This is a genomic window from Alcaligenes sp. RM2, from assembly GCF_052931795.1.
This window is the reverse complement of sequence record NZ_JBRFIO010000006.1, coordinates 114319-132704: the sequence shown is the minus strand read 5'-3', so window position 1 is coordinate 132704 and position 18386 is coordinate 114319. Positions and strand designations below refer to the sequence as shown.

The window sequence follows — 18386 nt, the reverse complement described above, 5'->3', positions numbered from 1 at the left end:
ATGAGTACGACAGCCTATCGCGCCGGTGAAAAGCAGGGCTTGGGGAAACATTGGGCCGTTGCTGCCGGGCACCCCTTGGCGGTGCGGGCCGCGCAGGCCATGCTGGAACTCAAGGGTAGTGCAGTGGATGCGGCTATTGCTGCCGATGCTGTCATGGGGGTTGTCGAACCTATGGCGACAGGCATTGGTGGCGATCTGTTGGCCATGATTGCATCGCCCGACAGTATGCCAGTGGCTTATAACGGCAGCGGAGCGGCGCCCCAGCTGTTGAAGGCTGAGCATGTTCAGGCTTTGCCTGGGGGACGGATTCCGGAGCGTCATGTGTTGTCCATTACCACGCCTGGCCTGGTGCGAGGGTGGTGGGATATGCACCAGCGCTATGGCCGTCTGGACTGGGCCTGCTTGTTTCAGCCTGCCATTCAGGCAGCGCGGGAAGGTTTTGCGGTAGCGCCGGTGGCGGCGCGTGAATGGCAAATCTTTGATTTTGTACTGCACCGCGATCCCGTGTGTGCCGCCCTTTATAGGGCGGGCAAGCCGCCCAGGGCGGGGGAGCAATACCTGAACCCTGAACTGGCAGCTGTCTTGCAGGACATCGCCACGCAAGGCCCCGATGCTTTCTATCTGGGGCGTCCCGCGCAGCAGGCAGAGCAGGCAATGGAGCAGGTACAGGGGCTGTTGAGGGCTGAGGACTTTCGCCTCCATAAAGGGTTTTTTTGCGAGCCTGTCAGCGCATCGCTGGGAGAGTTCAGTCTTTATGAATGTCCCCCCAACACGCATGGGGTGGCAGTCCTGGACGCCGTGCAACGCGCCTGGAAACGCCCTGTTGACCAGGATGCGGCGGAGCTGGAACTGGTCAAGGCGACCGAAGCGGCGATGGTTCAGGCTTCACGGGTCGTGTGTGATCCGGCAGGCAATACGGTTTGCACGGTTGTGGTCGATGCAGACGGGTTGGCGGTGACGTTCATGTCCAGCATTTTTAAACGATTCGGCTCTGCGTATGCCGTGCCCGGCTGTGGATTTGTGCTGCAAAACCGGGGTTTCGGTTTCTCCGAGCCTGGGCATGTGAATGGCCCTGGGCCGGGAAAACGCCCTTATCACACGGTTGTTCCGTCTTTGGCCTTGAAGTCGGGTCAGTTCCATATGGGGCTGGGTGTGGTGGGTGGTTTGATGCAACCCCAAGGCCAGATACAGATATGGACTCGTGTTCTGCGTGATGGCTGGCCTTTGGAGAACGCCTTGTTCGCACCGCGCTGGCGTCTGGAGGGAGCTGGCCGTCTGGCCCTGGAAGACGGTTTTGATGCAAGTCAGGCGGCCTTCCTGCGTGAACACGGGTATGTGCCACCCGATAAAGGCGTAGGTGAGCTTGCTGGTCGCAGCGATTTTGGCGGCGCTCAAGCTGTTGAGCGCTTGGGGGACGGCCGTTTGCAGGCTGTTTCTGACCCACGCAAAGATGGTTGCGTGGCGCTGGATTGATAATCGGGCAGGGTTATTCCCTACTTTCTAAAATAGTAGACGGTATACAATATACTTAAATAGTCCAAACCTCATCTTTCGTCGGCTGCTGTCAGGGCGACGTCTTTCAACAAGGAAACAGTCATGGAAAAACTGCTGAATCGCGATGAATTTCGCACCGCATTGGAAACCGCCATTAAAGGGAAAAGTGCCAATACTTCTCCTTTCAGCATTGCTTGGGCCAGCGGCAAACTAAGCCGTGAGCATCTGGCTCGCTGGGCTGAAAACCACTACCACTATGTCGGCCCTTTTGCTGACTACTTGGGCTATCTGTATGCCCGCACCCCCGCCGAATATGTAGAAGCCAAAGACTTCTTGCTGGCCAATATGTATGAAGAGGAAATTGGGGGTGACCGTCACACAGACCTGTTGATCCGCTTTGGCGAAGCGTGTGGCACGACACGGGCTCGGATCGAAGATCCTGACAATATGAATGCCACCACCCGCGCCTTGCAGGCCTGGTGTTACGCCATTGCCATGCGTGAAGACCCCGTTGTTGCCGTTGCAGGGCTAGTCGTGGGTCTGGAGTCTCAGGTGCCCTCCATTTACCGCAAGCAGACACCGACCCTGCGTGAAAAATACGGCTTCACCGATGAAGAAGTGGAGTTTTTCGATCTGCATATCGTGTCCGACGAGATTCATGGCGAGCGCGGCTACCAGATCGTTCTTGAGCACGCCAATACCGTAGAGCTGCAACAGCGTTGCCTGCGCATCTGCGAAATTGGCGCCGAGATGCGTCTACTGTATACCACCTCCTTGTACAACGATTACGTCAAAGACGAAATCAGCCTGCAAGAACTTCAGCTGGAAGCAGCCTGAGCCAGACAGCCGAGCGGGCAGATGGGCTGCCCGCCGACCTAGAAACAAGGAAGTACAGCGGTGGACAATCTCAAGGACGTCGTTTTCGACAATTACATTGATGGGCAGTGGCTGCCCAGCCAGAGCGGGCGTACGCAGCCCAATCTGAATCCGGCCGATCGTGATGATGTAGTGGGGGCTTTCCCATTGTCCACGGCTGAGGACGCAAAGGCGGCTGTTGCAGCTGCTCAGGCTGCCTTTGCAGGATGGCGAGCCACGCCTATCTCCGCTCGAGCTCGTGTGCTGAATGCGGCGGCAGCCTGGCTTGATGCCAATGTGGACCGTATCGCTCAGGGCCTGACGCGAGAAGAGGGCAAAACGCTGGCGCAAAGCAAGATGGAAGTCGGGCGCTCGGCCCAGACCTTGCGTTTTTATGCGGTTGAAGGCCAGACCTATACCGGCGAGACCTTCCCCCAGGATGATGCGCAGCAACTGGTGTACACCCAGCGTGAACCATTGGGCGTGGTGTCCGTGATTGCGCCCTGGAATTTCCCTATCTCCATCCCGGCACGCAAAATTGCCCCCGCCTTGATCACCGGTAATACCGTCGTGTTCAAACCTTCATCCGACACACCTTTGACGGGCTATTACCTGTGCGAAGCCTTTGCGCAAGCCGGGATTCCGGCGGGTGTGCTGAATCTGGTGCATGGCAGGGCCAGTGAAGTGGGGCCCACGCTGGTGCAATCTCCTCAGGTACGCGCTATTTCGTTTACTGGTTCGACCCAGGCGGGTGAAGACATTTGTCGTCAGGCACGCATGAGCACCCGGACTCAAATGGAGCTGGGTGGCAAAAATCCCTTGATTGTCATGGAAGACGCCGATCTGGATCTGGCCGTCAAACTGGTGGTTCAAGGCGGATTCTCCTTGAGCGGCCAGGCCTGCACGGGAACCAGCCGTGTGCTGGTACATCGTCAGGTCAAAGAAGAATTCACGCGGCGCCTGGTAGAGAAAGTCAGCGCTTTGACCGTGGGTAATGGTTTGAATGGCACCCCCGATCTGGGCCCGATTGCCACCGAAAGCCAACTGGAAAGCATTCTGGAATATGTGGCCATCGGCAAGCAGGAAGCCACCCATTTACTGGGCGGCGAACGCTTGACTGACGGTGACTACGCACGTGGCCTGTTCATGCGCCCGGCTTTGTTCACAGACGTGACTCAGCAAATGCGTATTGCCCGCGAAGAGATTTTTGGCCCGGTGATTGCCTTGCTGGAAATCGATTCCTACGAGCAGGCACTGGCCATGGCCAATGACACCGAATACGGCTTGTCTGCCGCCATTGTGACGCGCAGTGCTGAATATGCGCATCGCTTCGCCAATGACATTGAGGCCGGGACGGTCAAGATCAATCGCACCACAACCGGCAACTTGATCAATGCTCCCTTTGGTGGACTGAAACAGTCCAGCACCTCCACCTTCCGCGAGTCGGGCCGGGCGGGCCTGGAGTTCTATACCCAGATCAAGACCGTGTATCGCGGTATCTGAATTTTATTAACCCGAAATACTGAGAAGACATATGAAAAAGATCCTACGTCTCGAACAGCGCGAAGCGCGCTTGATGGTGGACGCGGCGATTGCCAAATCCAAGGAGATTGGCGTGCTGGAGACCGTTTGCGTGGTTGACGAGGGGGGCTACCCCATCGTGATGGAGCGCATGGATGGGGCACGTATTACCGGCGCCCAGATTGCCTGGAACAAGGCGTTTACCGCTGCAGGCCACAAGCGCTCCACCCATTTGTTCACCACGCCGCCTAATGGCCCCGCCTTGCCGGGTAACGAAGCCTTCGGGATTCAGTTGAGCTTTGAAGGTCGCTTTGCTGCTTTTGTAGGCGGCTACCCCATCGTGGTCAACGGCGAAGTCATTGGTGGCATAGGCCTGAGCGGTGGTAACGGCGAGCAGGATACGGCAGCCGGTGTTGCTGGCTTGCAGGCCTTGGCCGAGGCCTTGAAGGCAGAGGGTCTGGACGTGCTGGTTCAGGCGGACATCAAGAAATAGTGGCATCAGGAGGACGGGTCATGGCCCATCGTGTCGATATCAAGGAAACCGGCGAGCAGTTTTGGGTAGAACCGCAAGAGACCATCTTGCAGGCCGCCCAGCGCCAAGGCGTGCGCATTTATAGCGACTGCGAGTTTGGTGGCTGCGGGACCTGCCGCATTCAGGTCACCCGTGGGAAGGTGTGTTATGAGGATGACTGCCTGCCCATGAGCATTGCTGATGAAGAACACGAGCAGGGCCATGCCGCCGCCTGCCAGGCACGGCTCGATGCCGATATTGAGATCAGTCTGGCCGCACATCGAGATGACTTGCCTGAAACCCGGCAAGTCCGGGCGCAGGTTCACAGCGTGGAAAGGGCATGTCAGGGGATCTGGCGTCTGATTTTACAGTTGCCGCAGGACGTGCAAGTGTCGTTCCGTCCAGGTCAGTATCTGAACATCTTGTTCGAGGACGGGCGTGCACGCAGTTTTTCCATGGCCAATGCCGATGCCGCACAGGGGCGCATTGAATTGCATGTGCGGGAAGTGGAGGGTGGGCGTTTCACCCAGGTATGTTTGCCGACCCTGAAAGCCGGCGACGAGCTGCTGCTGGAACTGCCCTTGGGCGTGTTCTATTGGCGTGAGCGCGACTGGCGACCCATGGTCATGGTGGCAACCGGAACTGGCATTGCCCCCATCAAGGCGATTCTGGAGTCCTTGCTGGACAAGGATGATTGCCCGCCTGTCAGCCTGTATTGGGGAATGAATCGGCCCGAAGACCTGTATCTGGCCCAGGAGATTGAATCTTGGGCTGAGCGCTTGTGCGAGTTCCGTTTTGTCCCTGTGCTCTCCCATGCTGACGAGAGTTGGCAAGGCGCGCGCGGCTATGTGCAGCAACAGGTGTGCCGGGATGAACCTGACCTGTCAGAGCATGCCATTTACTTGTGTGGCTCGCCCGTGATGATTGAGCAGGCCCGTGGTTTGTTCAAGGAGCATGGCGCCAATGAGCAGTTCATGTATGCCGACGCCTTCAACTTTCAGTCTGATCCCAGCTCGGCAGAGCCTTCTCTTGTCTAGGCTCGGTGTGGGAGTTGGTCCTGACCGGCTTCGGGGTCGCGCTTCTTGCGGCCGCCAAACAGTTCAGTCAGCGAAGGCAGATTGATGAGCGGGATACGACGGCGCAGATGCTTGCGCTGGGCCAAGTGTGGCAGCAACTGCTCGCCGACGGGACGCTGCAGATAGCGAAGTTCGACGGGGGTTTTCATGATGATCTCGTTAATGGGTTTGAATTGAATTAAGTATACCGCAATAGGGGTTTCTACTCAAATTGACGGATATTTGTGTCTAAAAACAAGAAAAACTGTTGCTTGAAGGTTGCGGTTTTTATCTTGGTATACCGTTCTTGGTTTTTTCAGGCGGTCAGGGCTCGCAATCCGGTCGCATTATTGGCAGCCAGCAGGAGGTTTCATGCCAACCATTACTTTTCATAAAAACGGCCAGACGCATGTGGGTGAGGTGCAGGAGAACACCAATCTGGTGGTCCGGGCGGGTATCAAGCAATTTCCCTTTCCGCATTTGACCTACGGTTGTGGCATGGGCAAGTGCGCTAAGTGTGCCTGCCGTGTTCTGGAGGGGGGCGAGCATTTGCCAGCGGCCAACTGGAAAGAGAAAAAACAATTGGGCGAGCGACTCGATCAGGGCTGGCGGCTGGCCTGTCAGCTATGGATTAATCAGGACATCGTTCTGGAGCAAGCTGAAACACAGGAGGTGCAGTGATGTATGTGGTGCTGACCAGCAAGCCAGGGGAATACCGCACGGAACCGGGCGTGGGCGTGGAGATGGTGGCGGCCTATGAATACCATTTTCAGGGTCGTTTCAAGGCGGTGTTTGCCATTGCGCGTATTCAGGAAGGCTCGCGCGTTCGCATTGTGGAAGAGACGCCAAATGGCACGGTCAATGACATCCCTACCCGGCAAATGGAAAAGTTTGCAACAGTCGAACAGGCTTATGAAGAACTGGCCGGATTGACGCACTTTGGCAGCATACAAGCCGAATTGCGTCAGTGTGAGCTTGACGGTCACCAGGCAGGGGCACAGACCCCGGCACAGCAGCAATCCTGAGGTAGCAGAATATGGTTCAGATTACATTTGCGTCGAATAATGATTTGGTGGTGTCTGCCGCCGAGAACAGTAACTTGCTGCGGGTTTCCATCCGCGAGCGCGGTGGCATCCCGTTCAAATGCGGGGGCGGGATCTGCGGCACCTGCAAGTGCCGAATTACGGAAGGGCTGAGCAATACGGATGAGGTCAAGGCCAAGGAACACAAGCATTTGTCCGAGCAGGATCTGGCAGAGGGTTTTCGTATGGCGTGCCAGACCTTTGTTCGTGGTGACGTTACGGTGAGCTGGTAAAAGGAGCGGCCATGCTGCATTTGACCGATCAGCAACTACACGAGCTGCTTGATGCGCCTGCCGTACAAGAGGTGCTGGAGCAGGCTTTCATCGAGTTTGGACAGGGTCAGGCAGCCCAGCAGCGTCGTGTGCGCACGCAGGTGGGCGATACCCGCTTGTCGACCTTGGGCGCGGTCATCCCAGGCCAGCAAGTGGCGGGTGCCAAGATTTATACGACCGTGCATGGCGCATTCAATTTTGTCATTGTGCTGTTTGATGCACTGAGCGGACAGGCTTTGGCCACCTTGGATGCTGGCGCGATCACGCAATGGCGTACTGCAGCCTGCTCGGTACTGGCAGCACAGCGTGGCGCCAATCCCCATTCGCAAACCTTGGGAGTGCTGGGTCTGGGTGCCCAGGGGATGGCGCATGCCCTGCAGTTTTGCCAGACCTTTGATTTGCAACGTGTGCTGGTGTGGAGCCCGAATGTCGATGAGAAGCGCTGCCACCAGCTGGAGCTGGAGTGTGGTGTGCCTGTGCGAGCCGCCCGAGCGGAAGAGATCGCCGCACAGGCGGATATTCTGGTCACGGCCAGCCGCAGTCGCGACCCCCTGTTTGATGGACGCAGCCTGAAGCCAGGCTGCTTTGTCGCCGCCGTTGGCTCCAGTTTGCCAACAGCGCGGGAATTGGATGATGCCTGCCTGCAGCGGGCAGGCAAGATTGTGGTGGAGTGGGGTGAGCAGACTCTTGCGGAGGCGGGGGACCTGATTCTGGCCGCGTCCGATTGCGGCGTTTCGGACAAGTTGTGCGAGTTAAGCGATTGGTTGCAATTAGACCGGGGACAAGGCTACGACGCACAGGGAATTTGCGTGTATAAATCAGTGGGTGTGGCGATTGAAGATATTGCCGTCGCTGGGTTGGCGTATCGCCGCCATCAGCTTGGCAAGACAGCGCAGGAGGCGCTTGCCGCACACTGAAAACGACAATAATTCAAGCATGTTGGGGGTAGGCAATGGGGATGGCAGGCTTTTCTTCTTTAGGCGAATTCAAGCAGGCACTGACCCGGGACTACAACCGCATCAACAGCAGTATTTTTGCATCAGGTGTCGTGACGCTGAAGATTGATGTGCTGGAGGATCGGATCAGCATGTTGGCGGTTCATAAACGCCAGCCTGCCTTGCAGACGTTGAGCCGTGAAAATACACATATTGCTGATCTGGCGGATCTGTATCTGATCAAGGCCTTCAAAAAGGAGATGAAGCAGGTTTTGGTGGATGAGTATGGCCTGGATGTGGTGGCCATATTCAAGGACTACGACGCCGCGGCGCAATTGTCTTCCACCATGGTGTTGTTGCAAAAAGGAGTGTGAATGCAGTGGCATTGGTGAGAACCGTTGCCCTGAATTCCGAACCGATAAAAAGAAGCTGACTGGTAGACAGTCTTGTTGTCCTTCCGTCCGAAGTGGATTGCCGGATGTGCAATTTGCTTTGGAGCCAAGCTCAGGCCCTGACAGGTCCGCTTGGGGAAGTTGCCGACAGGAAGTGCTCGCATACCGCCGGCCTCGGACTCTGGGATTTCCCAGGGCCCGAGGCCGGCTTTTTATTTGGAGACAAAATCATGGCCTATGTAGCCGATTTGCTGGATGCATTGAACGTAATTACGGGGGGACGCATGGTGTCCTGTATGGATGAGGTCAAATGCGGCCACCATCCCTTCGTGATCTGGAAGTCCTCTGGAATTTACGGCAAGGAAGTACTGGAAATTCCAGGGCTGATTCATGGGGACCCTAACCAGGAAGTGCGCAAGGTGGCGGTGTGCATGACCATGTCCGAATTGAGCATTGAGCTGGCGGGCGCAACCGGGGTGGATGCCATTGTTGCGCATCATCCGATTGCCGATGCCGCCAGTTGCGGGGGCGTGACCCTGAAGGATTACCTGGACCTGTATGGGGTGGCTGCCCTGGAATGTCATGAGGCGTTTCATGGTCTGCATCCGGGCATCGCGTATCTGCATGGCCACAAAGTAGCGAAAAGCGATATTGCCTATGGAGGCATTCATGGCAATGTGATGTTCGTGGGCGAACCATTGGATGGGGTGAGCACTTTGGGCGACATGCTGGATCGGCTTGACGGCTTCATGGGGCTGGATCTGGAGGATCAGGTCTTGCAGGCCGAACGCCGCATCAAGGGCAATGAACACATTCTGGAGACCAGCACCTTGACGCGTGGTGCGATTCGGCTAGGGGAGCGCAACAGTCGCGTCGGTCGTATTTTGCACATTTTTCCGCATACGGGATTCAGCCCCGACCATCTGCGTCAGGCGGTGGCCGAGAACCCGGGCGTTGACACGGTGCTGGCCTCTATCAGCCGGGTCTACGACGGTCATGCGCTTATCGAATGTGCTCGTGAATTGGGTCTGAATTTCCTGGTGGGCAATAGCCACGTGCTGGAGATCCTGGAGAATGGCCTGCCCTTGGCCTATGCCTTGAGTGCCTTGCTCGATGGCGTCGAGGTGGTCATGTTCCGTGATCGGGTGACGTCCACGCCTGTGCACCAGGTGGGCGGGGCCCGCCTGCGTGAATACGCCCAGCATTTTTCGACGGCTCATTTGATGGGCAAGAACGTGTTGAGCTTCCAGTAGGTCCAGCTTCCTGAACGGAGAGAGACATGGATAACAAAACAATAGAAATAGACAAAGTAGTGCATGTAGCGCCTGCGGGCCGTCGGCCCATGGAGCGTATCGAGGCGGTGGGCCTGGGCTTGCTGCTGCTCGCCATGCTGACGCTGTTTTTCTTTCCCGCTACCTTGTCGGGCGCGTTTGATACGGTGCTCAACAAGGTCAAGCCCGTGGTGGTGGATGTATTTTTGACCGGGCAGGTTGGGGTGGCTGTCATTATCAGCGTCATCATTGGACGCTTGCTGGAGCGTTTGGGTTTTACCGATGCCATGATGCGAGTGTTCATGCCGGCGATGCGGGCCATTGGAATCAATCCGGCCGTCATTATTCCCAGCGTGTACAACATTTTTGGTGATATCAACGCCGCTGGTCGTATTTCGGGGCCTTTGTTGCGGCAGGCTGGTGCAACCAAGGACGAGCAAAAGATTGCGGTAGCCACGATGGTGCAGTCTCAGCAGTCGTTCTCGACATTCATGCTGGGCATGATGGCTTTGACCTTTGCCGGAGTGAATGTTTTTGCCGTGGTGCTGATTGCGATCTTCGGCCCCTTGTTGCTGTCTCCCTTATTGCTGTCGCGGCTGGTTTACCGCAATGTTCGCTCGGTGGATCTGTTGGCAGCCCCCCGTTTCACACCGAATATCGATTTTGCGCCCATGCTGTTCAAGGCCGCCCGCGAAGGGGTGGAATTGTTGCTACTGGTCCTGATCCCGGCTGTGGCCCTGGTGTTCTGTGTCATTGGTTTGCTTGAACATATCGGCATTTGGGCACCTATCAGTGATGTGCTTGAGCGCGGTTTGCTTGCGCTGAATATTCACCCTGAAACGGGCGTGCTGGCGATGCTGGTCAGCCCCACTTTGGCAATGGGCAAGTTGCAGGCGATGGCTTCCACACTGGATCCATCTCTGGTAGTGGGTTCATTTGTACTGGCGTCGTCCGGTTTGCCCTTATCGGCTGTCTTTGGACAGATTCCGGTGGTCTGGGCTGAATGCTCGGATCTGAATGAAAAAGAAGTCATGCTGGCCGCCGTTCTGGGCATTGTGATGCGCTTGTTGACGGCAGTGGTACTGGCTGTGTTTCTCACGCCTTTGATTGTCTGAGTTCCTGTTTGTAGTTCCCCCACTTTAGGAGCGCTGATGTTGGCGCTCTTTTTTTATTTTGTCTGTTTTCTCCAGGCGTGGTGACTGCCATCGAACTGCCATAAAACTGTAACAGGGCTGAAAGAACACTTGTTTAACCTGAGCCTGTCGTAGTCTTTTTAAGGCAGGGCACTTCGGTGACTCTGGTTCTTTAAGTTGATGCCTTTTTCTGTCCGGCAGCGTGCGCTGCGGCCCATTGCGCTTATTGATGCTTTGCTTTTGTGCCCGGTGTTGTGCCGTGCCGCAAAGCAGGATGCCGGGTGTGGCTTGGCGATGTACTGGCCTGAATGCCTTGTAGGGGACGGAGCATGAACCAGACCCTGGTGACGGTGTTAAGCGGCTATGGTGGCAAAGCGCCAGCCGCCATTCTAGTGCAGGCATGTGGCTTGCGATTGCTGCTGGATGCCGGCGGGCCTCTGTATCCTGGACAGGTGTGCGACTGGTATCAAGGGCTGGAGGTAGACGCCATTCTGGTGACGCACGATCATCAGGATCATATTGGCTCCTTGTCCAAGCTGCCTGAACACATACCTATATATGCCACGCCCTCTACGGCGCGCAGCCTGCCTGCTGGGCGGATCTGGCGTGAGCTGCCAACCCGTGGCACGACCTATATCGGCGATATTGCCGTGCGTACCGGCTTGTCCGGCCATGCTTTGGGTGGTGTCTGGTTGCATCTGGATGTGGGCGGCGGCCTGTTTTATAGCGGGGACTTTTCCTGCGAATCCCTGTTGTTCCCCTTCGATTTGCCACCACCTGCGTATCTGGCTTTGCTGGATGCATCTTACGGTTTGTACGATCAGTCTCATCACGTGGCCTGGAGCATTCTGGAGTCTTTGCTGGAGTCGCATCCTGCCTTGTTGCCCGTGCCGCCGTCAGGTCGGGCGATAGAGATTGCCTTGTGGCGCCAGCAGCAAGGTTTTGAGGACTGGAGCATGGACGCGTCCTGCTACGAAAACCTGACCCGCATGATCAGCCAAAGCAGTGACTTGTTGTTGCCGGGTGTGCAGCAATCCTTGCGTGAGTTGATGCCGCGTGCGGCTACGTTTGATCCGCAAGCGCACCTGCTGCTGGCCGGTGAGCCGGACGGCTGTCAGGGCAAGGCAGGGGAGTTGATTCGCGAGCACCAGGCGCGGGTTGCGGACCCCAATGCCCAGTCTGGCGAGCGCTTGTTGATTCACACCGGCTATGTGGCTCCCCATGCACCACGTGGCACGCATACCTTGTGCTGGAATGTGCATCCGCGTTTGACGGATTTACGCTGGCTGGTGGACATGGTGCAGCCACGCTATTGCATGCCTTTGTTCACGCAAATGCATGATTTGCCGACCTGGCGCAATGTGATGGGACCGGCCCTGAGCCTGGAAGGTCACTGGGAACTACCAGCGACCTCCGTAGGCGTGGTTTAAGCGGTGTAGCGTTCCAGCAAGGCTTCGCGTCGAGCGGGGCTGAGCTTCAAGGCGTTCTGGAGGAAGTTCTCCAGATTGCCATGCGTTTCATCAATCGTCTTGAAGGCGGTTTCCAGAAACTCGGGCTGGACGCCCCAGAGAATATCCAGCACTTCCTCGCTGATGCCACGGTTATCGGGCAGATTGGGGCGGCGGAAGAACTGATTGGTCAGCAGATAGTCGTGCATCACATCATCAGGGTGTACGCCAGTGGCGCGGTGCAGTAGGGCGACGGCAAAGCCGGTGCGATCTTTCCCCGCCGTGCAGTGCATGACGACAGGGGTATCGGTTTCCAGCAACTGGTCAAAGACCCGTCCAAACGTAGCGGCATGACCAGTCACGAATTCCGTGTAGGTCTTGTTCATGGTGCCGTAGGCAGCTTTGACGTCCACTTCGCCTTTGGCAAGCATGTCCAGAAAATCAGGCAATACGGTGGGTTCGACAGTCAGCGCATGACTGGTCAGAAAACTGTACTGGTAGGGAGAGCGTTTGCGCTCATGTGCACCCCGGAAATCCAGTGAGCAGGCAATACCCAGCTCTTGCAGGGTGTCCAGGTCCTGGCTGCTTAAATCCGCCAAATGGTCCGAACGGTAGACGCGACCTTTACGAAAGGAGCCGGAGTCTGTGGCATAGCCGCCAATATCACGGAAGTTGCTGGCCCCTTCTAAAGGGCAGGATAGGGAACTGGGCAGCGGCGATACGGACACGGCGGACTCCTGTTGAAACGGTGAAAGTCCCATGTTAACGGTCTTGGACGGGATCTGCATATGACAATGCGGTGACAGCTGGGGAGTGCGGGAGGACCGAAAGCACAATGAATGCAAGTGCACGGTTCTGTATCCTCAGAAAGCCATGTATATTCTTTGCTGGCAAGGCCCAGGCAGACAGGCTGGTACACCGCGTTCACGTTCTTGAGGCTTCGGTTTGCTGAAAATGTGAAAAGACTTCAAGGTGACGCTGGCGTTTGACAGCCTGCACCGACTAGACAAGAACAGGTGCCGTGCCGAGCCAAGGGGGGACAAGTCTGATGACGCATTCACGCAGCGCTCGCGTGCTCATGTGCTGCAAAAAGAGCCCCAGGATATTGGCTAAAGTAGGCCCAAGGTATAAGGTCAATGGTTATTTGAATAGACCGGCGATCAGCCCGGGCGGCCCACAACCGTAATTTTTCAAGGAACAAGCATGTTTGAGCATTTGCAGGCCTATGGTGGCGATCCGATTTTCCGTTTGAACGAGGCATTTCACGCCGATCCGCGCGATCGCAAGGTCAACCTGACCATTGGTTTGTATTACGACGATCAAGGCCGTCTGCCTTTGCTGGATGTGGCTCGCCGGGCTGAAGAACAATGGGCGGCCAAGGGCCAGCCCCGTGGCTATCTGCCTATTGAAGGTTTGGCTTCCTACCGCAGCGCCGTGCAAAAACTGGTTTTTGGTGCCGACAGCAAAGTGCTGCAAGAAGGTCGTGTTGCGACCATTCAGACACTGGGCGGTTCGGGTGCCTTGAAAGTGGGTGGCGACTTCCTGCACGAAGCCTACCCCAATAGCGAAATGTGGATCAGCGATCCAGCCTGGGATAATCACCACTCCATCTTCCGTGGATCGGGCATTCCTACCCACACTTACCGTTACTACGATCCAGCCACGCGCGGTCTGGATTTCACCGGCCTGATGGAAGACATTTCCGTCCTGCCCGAGCACAGCATTGTCTTGCTGCACCCCTGCTGTCACAACCCCACCGGGGCTGATCTGAGCGACGAGCAGTGGCTGCAACTGATCCCTGTGCTGCAACAGCGCAAGCTGATTCCTTTCCTGGACATGGCTTACCAGGGTTTTGGCCGTAGCCTGGATGAAGACGCTTTCGCCGTGCGCGCCATGGTCGATGCTGGTCTGACGTTCTTGCTGGCCAACTCCTTCTCCAAAAACTTCTCCTACTACTCCGAGCGTTGCGGCGGCTTGTCGGTGGTGTGCCAGAGCGCGGATGAAGCCGATCGTGTTCTGGGTCAGCTCAAGGCCGTGGTGCGTCGCATCTACTCGAACCCGCCATCGCACGGTGGTCAGGCCATTGCCACCATCTTGTCCGATGAATCCTTGCTGGCCGAGTGGACGGCAGATGTGGAAACCATGCGTCAGCGTATCGCTGCCATGCGCAAGCGTGTACACGATCGTCTGAAAGAGCTGGCTCCTCAGTACGACAGCAGCTACTTCGTCAAACAGCAAGGCATGTTCTGCTACACCGGCCTGACCAAAGAGCAGATCCAGAAACTGCGTGACGATTTTGGCGTGTATGTTCTGGAGTCGGGCCGCATCAGCGTGCCAGGCCTGAATCAGTCCAATGTGGATTACTTTGCGGAGTCGCTGGCTGCTGTCGTGGCCTAAGACGCCGAGGTCTTTCCCGCAGAATTAAAGAGCGTGTTTATGGCCCCTTCGGGGGCGGTAAACACGCTTTTTTTAATGCTGAAAATGCATCCGCAGCTGCGTTGATCGTATGGTGGAAGCCGCTTATACGTACCTGTCTGATTGATGCGTTCGACTTGTTCTGGCCACTTGGCTGGGGGCTTGAACCTGAACTGAAAAGCGGAACAGTGTCGAGCTAGACCATTGAATAGCCCTGCGCTTACATAGCCGAAGCACTCAACGGTTCATTAGTGCTTAGCCATGGTCAGGCAAGCAGGTCAACCGGTAAGCTGACCGTATTTCGTCGTATTGCGACATTGCTCAGGCTAATGCTTGCAGCAGCAGTTCCTGATTGATCTGTTCTTGCTGCCGCGCCCGGTTCAATAAATAGCGATGGAAATCCTGGCTATGAGGTGACTCAAATGCACCCGCTCGTCGAGTCAGCACATAGGGCCAGGGCAGAGGCAAGGAATGGGAGAAGGGCAGGATCAACTGCCCGCTGCGCACTTCCTTTTCTATCATCGAGCATTGCGCCAATACAAAACCCTGACCGGCCACTGCAGACTCCAGCGCCATGTGCGACAGGGAAAAAACCCGGAAGCGGTCCAGTGGCGTATCGCCTATATCTATCTCCAAGGACTCAAACCAGTCGCGCCAGGAGGGGGGCGAGGTAAAGCGTGGCTGCCAGTCCGAGGACAGCAAGGGATAGCTCAATAAGTCACGGGGATGCCGCAAAGCGGCTTGCCCTTGGAGCAGGGTCGGGCTGCAGGCGGGAATGACACGGTCTGTATACAGCTCGGTAAAGCTGCGGGGGCGGGCGGCGGCCTGACCGTAGGTAATCCGAAAGTCGATTTGCTCGGCTTCCAGATCGGGCTCGGCATGGCTGCCTTTCAGATGCAGTGTCAGCTCCGGGTCGTACTGTTCCTGCCATTGAAATGCCAGCGGTGCCATCCAGGTTTTAAGCATGGACGGCAAAGCGCTGATCGAAAGCAGGCTGGTGTTGCGCGACCGCTCCATTTCCTGCTGGCCGTCGCGCAATAGCTCAAATGCCTGGGTACAGATTTCATGAAAGCGCACCCCCGCCGCTGTCAGCCGCAAGCGTTTGCCTTCTTTGTAGGTCAGGCTGCAGCCCAGCGAGTCTTCCAGCAAACGTAATTGCTGGCTGATGGCACCGGGGGTAATTTTCAGACGACGGGCGGCTTCTTGCAGGCTTTGGCTATGGCCCAGCGTCTCAAAGACTTGCAATGCACGTAAGGGAGGCAAGGTATCCATGATGGTCAGACCCCGTCCTGAAAAGTAATTTAACTTTAGAAATTCTAAACGATATGGATAGTAGGCTGAATTTGATTGCGACTATCATGACAAACAAGAGAACATGAATGGGCTCGTTCAGCCATCATGCACCGTATTCAGAGTTGGGGGTAAATCATGTTTGTACGCAATGCCTGGTATGTAGGCGCATTGGCTACACAGCTCGGTCGCAGCTTGCAGCCCGTGCGTATGCTTAGCGAAAACCTGGTGCTGTATCGCCGCGAAGACGGCCAGCCCGTGGCCTTGGAAGATTCCTGTCCGCACCGTCGCCTGCCTTTGTCCAAAGGCCGCTTGATTGGCGACCAGGTGGAATGTGGCTACCACGGCCTGACATTTGATTGCAGCGGCTCCTGTACCAAGGCGCCCGGTGTGGCGCAAATCCCTAAAAGCGCGGTGGTGCGCAGCTACCCCTGTACGGAGCGTTTTGGCCTGGTCTGGGTCTGGATGGGTGATCCTGAACTGGCTGATCCGTCCAAACTGATCGACATTCCCGAGTGGGACAATCCCGAGTGGGGTGTAAACCGTGGCGACGCCATGGAACTGGACTGCAATTACCTGTACGTCACCGACAATTTGCTGGACCCCTCGCACGTGTCCTGGGTACACCAAAGCTCGTTTGGCAGCCCCGACATCATTGGTCTGCCCTTGACTGTCAAGGTTGAGGACAACGGCGTAACGGTCTCGCGCTGGTCAAAAAATGTGGAAGTTGCGCCGTTTTACAAGCAGTTTGTGAAATTTGAAGGCAATTGCGACCGCAAACAGCAATACGAAGTGCGTTTCCCGTCGCTGGCCGTGATCAAGGCCATCTTTCTGCCCGCCGGTGCCGCTACCGAGGAGCCTAGCGAGTACCACCAGGACGTTTTCCTGATGGATTCCTATAACTTCCTGACGCCTATCGACGAAGAACACACCCGTTACTTCTGGTTCCAGCTGCGCAATTTCAGCCCGGATGACGAGGCCATCTCCAAGATTTTCAACGAAGACGTGCGCCACGCTTTCCTCGAAGACAAGGTGGTTCTGGAAGAAGTGCACAAAGCCCTGAAAGAGCGTCCTGCCGCGTTGGATTTGCCCTTGGATTCAGGCCCCTTGCGCTTCCGTCGCAAGATCAGCCAGATGATCCAGGCCGAACAAGCTGTCGCCAGCGAGACAACAACGGCTTGAGCGCGATGAATACGACTGCATCACCTGTGTCCACCGAAGCCGCGGCCAACCGCCGTTTTCGGGACTATCGGGTACTGGAAAAGCTGCGCGAAAGCGACGTGATTACTTCGTTTGTGCTGGAGCCAGTGGACGGTGTTGTGCCACCTTATCAGCCAGGCCAGTATCTGGTGTTCCGTCTGGAGATTGACGGGCAAACTGTGCTGCGTAATTACAGCGTGTCGGGGGACCCAGACTGCACGGATCGTCTGCGTATCTCCGTCAAACACGAGAAGGCTCCGGCAGGCTTGAACGTGGCCGATGGGGTGGCTTCCACCTGGCTGCATCAACACGTGCAGCCAGGTGATGTGTTGAATGCGGCCGGCCCTATGGGCGAGTTCGTGCTGGACGAGAGCAGCCAGCGGCCTGTGGTGTTGCTAAGCGGTGGCGTGGGCCAGACCCCTTTGCTGGCCATGCTGCATCGTCTACTTAAACGCGGCCAGCGTAAGGTGTATGTGATTCATGCGTGCGATAACAGCGCGGTGCATGCCTTTGCCGATGAGATGCGTGAGCTGGTGGCACAACACGAAGGTGTGCAGCTTTACTTCTGTTATCGCAACCCGACTGAACATGATGAGCAAGTCGGTTTGCATCATGTGGCGGGACTGATTACACGTGAGCAGTTGCAGCGTTGGCTGCCACTGGATGATTACGAGTTTTACCTGTGTGGGCCCAGTGCCTTCATGCAGAGCAATTATGGTGTGCTGCGTAGTCTGGGTGTGGCACGTGAGCGCATTCACTATGAGTTTTTTGGCCCGGCGACGGTGCTGGAAAACACCTTGGCGGATGATGGTGTAGCCAGTGCGGTTCAGGATCAGGTCCAGCCTGCCCCCTCCAGTCGTGTCGATGCGAATGTGTTGGAGCTGGATTCGCCTGTAGAAGCAGTAAGGGGAGCCGCGACAGCAGCGGAAGATGCGGCGCAGACGGTGACATTCCTGCCCGATGGCCGCCAGGCCCAATGGCATGAGGACTGCCCCTCCTTGCTGGATCTGGCGGAAGAAACGGGCTTGAGTCCGGACTTCAATTGTCGCGCAGGCCTGTGCAATACCTGCATGTGCACTCTGGTGTCGGGCGAGGTCGACTATTTTGAAGAGCCGCTGGACCCGGTGCCAGAGGGCAAAATCTTGTTGTGCTGTTCCCGTCCCCGTGGACCGGTGGCCGTGGAATTACCTTAAGAGTTTTTCAATTGCTTGTTGAGGTTTGCCCCGTCCTTTTGGGGCGGGGTTTTTTTCGAAAAAAATCATATGCTTCCTTGCAGGAAGTCAGGCGGATCTTCGATGTCTGGAGCAGGGGGTGTGGACATGAGGACTGTTGAAGTGGCGGTCCTACATAGGCTGGCTACCTTGCTATAGCTGGGCTTGTTCGCTTATCCAATCACTAAAGGCACGGACCTCTGCTTTTTGTGTCGCATCGGGCAAGGTCACCAGGGAGTAGGCAAAGCGGGCTGGCCGTTCCTGCGCTGGATTACGGCGCAGGACAATGTATAGGCGCGCA

General features: G+C 56.6%; 19 protein-coding genes. 16 read left to right on the top strand and 3 right to left on the bottom strand.

Annotated elements, in window-relative coordinates:
* The 5 genes from ACU6HM_RS17235 (at position 1) to ACU6HM_RS17215 (ending at position 5418) form a co-directional block, all read left to right on the top strand.
* Positions 1–1473, top strand: coding sequence for a gamma-glutamyltransferase family protein (locus tag ACU6HM_RS17235; protein WP_446764123.1), 1473 nt, complete (start codon positions 1–3; stop codon positions 1471–1473).
* 123 nt (positions 1474–1596) lie between these two features.
* The gene (locus ACU6HM_RS17230) at positions 1597–2331 is read left to right on the top strand and encodes a TenA family transcriptional regulator (RefSeq protein WP_022983674.1); all 735 of its coding nucleotides are present in this window, start codon (positions 1597–1599) and stop codon (positions 2329–2331) included.
* Positions 2332–2391: 60 nt separating this feature from the next.
* The gene (locus ACU6HM_RS17225) at positions 2392–3852 is read left to right on the top strand and encodes an aldehyde dehydrogenase family protein (protein ID WP_446764122.1); all 1461 of its coding nucleotides are present in this window, start codon (positions 2392–2394) and stop codon (positions 3850–3852) included.
* 31 nt (positions 3853–3883) lie between these two features.
* Entirely contained in the window at positions 3884–4363 is a 480-nt protein-coding gene (locus ACU6HM_RS17220) for a GlcG/HbpS family heme-binding protein (RefSeq protein WP_022983673.1), read from the top strand.
* Between the two features lie 20 nt (positions 4364–4383).
* On the top strand, positions 4384–5418 hold the full coding sequence (locus ACU6HM_RS17215) for a 2Fe-2S iron-sulfur cluster-binding protein (RefSeq protein WP_137430499.1): 1035 nt from the start codon (positions 4384–4386) through the stop codon (positions 5416–5418).
* Here ACU6HM_RS17215 and ACU6HM_RS17210 read toward each other — a convergent pair.
* Complete coding sequence (locus tag ACU6HM_RS17210) at positions 5415–5606, bottom strand: hypothetical protein (RefSeq protein WP_009457375.1); 192 nt, start codon at positions 5604–5606, stop codon at positions 5415–5417. The two genes, ACU6HM_RS17215 and ACU6HM_RS17210, sit on opposite strands and share 4 nt — an antisense overlap.
* Before the next feature lie 202 nt (positions 5607–5808).
* Here ACU6HM_RS17210 and ACU6HM_RS17205 point away from each other — a divergent pair, with 202 nt between their 5' ends.
* From ACU6HM_RS17205 to ACU6HM_RS17170, 8 genes are all read left to right on the top strand, one after another.
* Positions 5809–6117, top strand: a complete 309-nt coding sequence (locus ACU6HM_RS17205; RefSeq protein WP_009457376.1) for a 2Fe-2S iron-sulfur cluster-binding protein — start codon at positions 5809–5811, stop codon at positions 6115–6117.
* On the top strand, positions 6117–6461 hold the full coding sequence (locus ACU6HM_RS17200; RefSeq protein ID WP_035269651.1) for a hypothetical protein: 345 nt from the start codon (positions 6117–6119) through the stop codon (positions 6459–6461). The genes ACU6HM_RS17205 and ACU6HM_RS17200 overlap by 1 nt, the downstream gene beginning before the upstream one ends.
* 11 nt (positions 6462–6472) lie before the next feature.
* Positions 6473–6751: a 2Fe-2S iron-sulfur cluster-binding protein gene (locus ACU6HM_RS17195; RefSeq protein ID WP_009457378.1), complete on the top strand. Its 279-nt coding sequence runs from the start codon at positions 6473–6475 to the stop codon at positions 6749–6751.
* An 11-nt stretch (positions 6752–6762) separates the two neighbouring features.
* Positions 6763–7707, top strand: coding sequence for an ornithine cyclodeaminase family protein (locus ACU6HM_RS17190; RefSeq protein WP_009457379.1), 945 nt, complete (start codon positions 6763–6765; stop codon positions 7705–7707).
* Between the two features lie 41 nt (positions 7708–7748).
* Positions 7749–8099: a hypothetical protein gene (locus ACU6HM_RS17185; RefSeq protein ID WP_009457380.1), complete on the top strand. Its 351-nt coding sequence runs from the start codon at positions 7749–7751 to the stop codon at positions 8097–8099.
* A gap of 248 nt (positions 8100–8347) precedes the next feature.
* Positions 8348–9370 (top strand): Nif3-like dinuclear metal center hexameric protein, encoded by a 1023-nt coding sequence (locus tag ACU6HM_RS17180; RefSeq protein WP_446764121.1) that lies wholly within the window; start codon positions 8348–8350, stop codon positions 9368–9370.
* Between the two features lie 26 nt (positions 9371–9396).
* Positions 9397–10503 (top strand): hypothetical protein, encoded by a 1107-nt coding sequence (locus tag ACU6HM_RS17175; protein ID WP_022983672.1) that lies wholly within the window; start codon positions 9397–9399, stop codon positions 10501–10503.
* Between the two features lie 347 nt (positions 10504–10850).
* On the top strand, positions 10851–11951 hold the full coding sequence (locus tag ACU6HM_RS17170; protein ID WP_446764120.1) for an MBL fold metallo-hydrolase: 1101 nt from the start codon (positions 10851–10853) through the stop codon (positions 11949–11951).
* Here ACU6HM_RS17170 and ACU6HM_RS17165 read toward each other — a convergent pair.
* The gene (locus tag ACU6HM_RS17165) at positions 11948–12697 is read right to left on the bottom strand and encodes a tyrosine-protein phosphatase (protein ID WP_022983671.1); all 750 of its coding nucleotides are present in this window, start codon (positions 12695–12697) and stop codon (positions 11948–11950) included. The two genes, ACU6HM_RS17170 and ACU6HM_RS17165, sit on opposite strands and share 4 nt — an antisense overlap.
* A gap of 475 nt (positions 12698–13172) precedes the next feature.
* Between ACU6HM_RS17165 and ACU6HM_RS17160 the strand changes: the two genes are divergently transcribed.
* The gene (locus tag ACU6HM_RS17160; RefSeq protein ID WP_026483545.1) at positions 13173–14366 is read left to right on the top strand and encodes an amino acid aminotransferase; all 1194 of its coding nucleotides are present in this window, start codon (positions 13173–13175) and stop codon (positions 14364–14366) included.
* A 339-nt stretch (positions 14367–14705) separates the two neighbouring features.
* Here ACU6HM_RS17160 and ACU6HM_RS17155 read toward each other — a convergent pair whose 3' ends face one another.
* Positions 14706–15656 carry a LysR substrate-binding domain-containing protein gene (locus ACU6HM_RS17155; RefSeq protein ID WP_302357401.1) on the bottom strand — a complete coding sequence of 317 codons (951 nt, stop codon included), beginning with the start codon at positions 15654–15656 and terminating at the stop codon, positions 14706–14708.
* Positions 15657–15812: 156 nt separating this feature from the next.
* Between ACU6HM_RS17155 and ACU6HM_RS17150 the strand changes: the two genes are divergently transcribed.
* Together ACU6HM_RS17150 and ACU6HM_RS17145 are read left to right on the top strand one after the other, a co-directional pair.
* The gene (locus ACU6HM_RS17150; RefSeq protein WP_060185507.1) at positions 15813–16856 is read left to right on the top strand and encodes an aromatic ring-hydroxylating dioxygenase subunit alpha; all 1044 of its coding nucleotides are present in this window, start codon (positions 15813–15815) and stop codon (positions 16854–16856) included.
* A 5-nt stretch (positions 16857–16861) separates the two neighbouring features.
* On the top strand, positions 16862–18067 hold the full coding sequence (locus ACU6HM_RS17145; protein WP_446764119.1) for a 2Fe-2S iron-sulfur cluster-binding protein: 1206 nt from the start codon (positions 16862–16864) through the stop codon (positions 18065–18067).
* Positions 18068–18386: the final 319 nt, after the last annotated feature.

Bases quoted from the DNA above. Each gene is read 5' to 3' on its own strand.
- ACU6HM_RS17180 (WP_446764121.1), top strand. From the start codon at position 8,348: ATGGCCTATGTAGCCGATTTGCTGGATGCATTGAACGTAATTACGGGG.
- ACU6HM_RS17215 (WP_137430499.1), top strand. From the start codon at position 4,384: ATGGCCCATCGTGTCGATATCAAGGAAACCGGCGAGCAGTTTTGGGTA.
- ACU6HM_RS17145 (WP_446764119.1), top strand. From the start codon at position 16,862: ATGAATACGACTGCATCACCTGTGTCCACCGAAGCCGCGGCCAACCGC.
- ACU6HM_RS17200 (WP_035269651.1), top strand. From the start codon at position 6,117: ATGTATGTGGTGCTGACCAGCAAGCCAGGGGAATACCGCACGGAACCG.
- ACU6HM_RS17175 (WP_022983672.1), top strand. From the start codon at position 9,397: ATGGATAACAAAACAATAGAAATAGACAAAGTAGTGCATGTAGCGCCT.
- ACU6HM_RS17170 (WP_446764120.1), top strand. From the start codon at position 10,851: ATGAACCAGACCCTGGTGACGGTGTTAAGCGGCTATGGTGGCAAAGCG.
- ACU6HM_RS17160 (WP_026483545.1), top strand. From the start codon at position 13,173: ATGTTTGAGCATTTGCAGGCCTATGGTGGCGATCCGATTTTCCGTTTG.
- ACU6HM_RS17195 (WP_009457378.1), top strand. From the start codon at position 6,473: ATGGTTCAGATTACATTTGCGTCGAATAATGATTTGGTGGTGTCTGCC.
- ACU6HM_RS17185 (WP_009457380.1), top strand. From the start codon at position 7,749: ATGGCAGGCTTTTCTTCTTTAGGCGAATTCAAGCAGGCACTGACCCGG.
- ACU6HM_RS17155 (WP_302357401.1), bottom strand. From the start codon at position 15,656: ATGGATACCTTGCCTCCCTTACGTGCATTGCAAGTCTTTGAGACGCTG.
- ACU6HM_RS17205 (WP_009457376.1), top strand. From the start codon at position 5,809: ATGCCAACCATTACTTTTCATAAAAACGGCCAGACGCATGTGGGTGAG.
- ACU6HM_RS17230 (WP_022983674.1), top strand. From the start codon at position 1,597: ATGGAAAAACTGCTGAATCGCGATGAATTTCGCACCGCATTGGAAACC.
- ACU6HM_RS17235 (WP_446764123.1), top strand. From the start codon at position 1: ATGAGTACGACAGCCTATCGCGCCGGTGAAAAGCAGGGCTTGGGGAAA.
- ACU6HM_RS17220 (WP_022983673.1), top strand. From the start codon at position 3,884: ATGAAAAAGATCCTACGTCTCGAACAGCGCGAAGCGCGCTTGATGGTG.
- ACU6HM_RS17190 (WP_009457379.1), top strand. From the start codon at position 6,763: ATGCTGCATTTGACCGATCAGCAACTACACGAGCTGCTTGATGCGCCT.
- ACU6HM_RS17210 (WP_009457375.1), bottom strand. From the start codon at position 5,606: ATGAAAACCCCCGTCGAACTTCGCTATCTGCAGCGTCCCGTCGGCGAG.
- ACU6HM_RS17150 (WP_060185507.1), top strand. From the start codon at position 15,813: ATGTTTGTACGCAATGCCTGGTATGTAGGCGCATTGGCTACACAGCTC.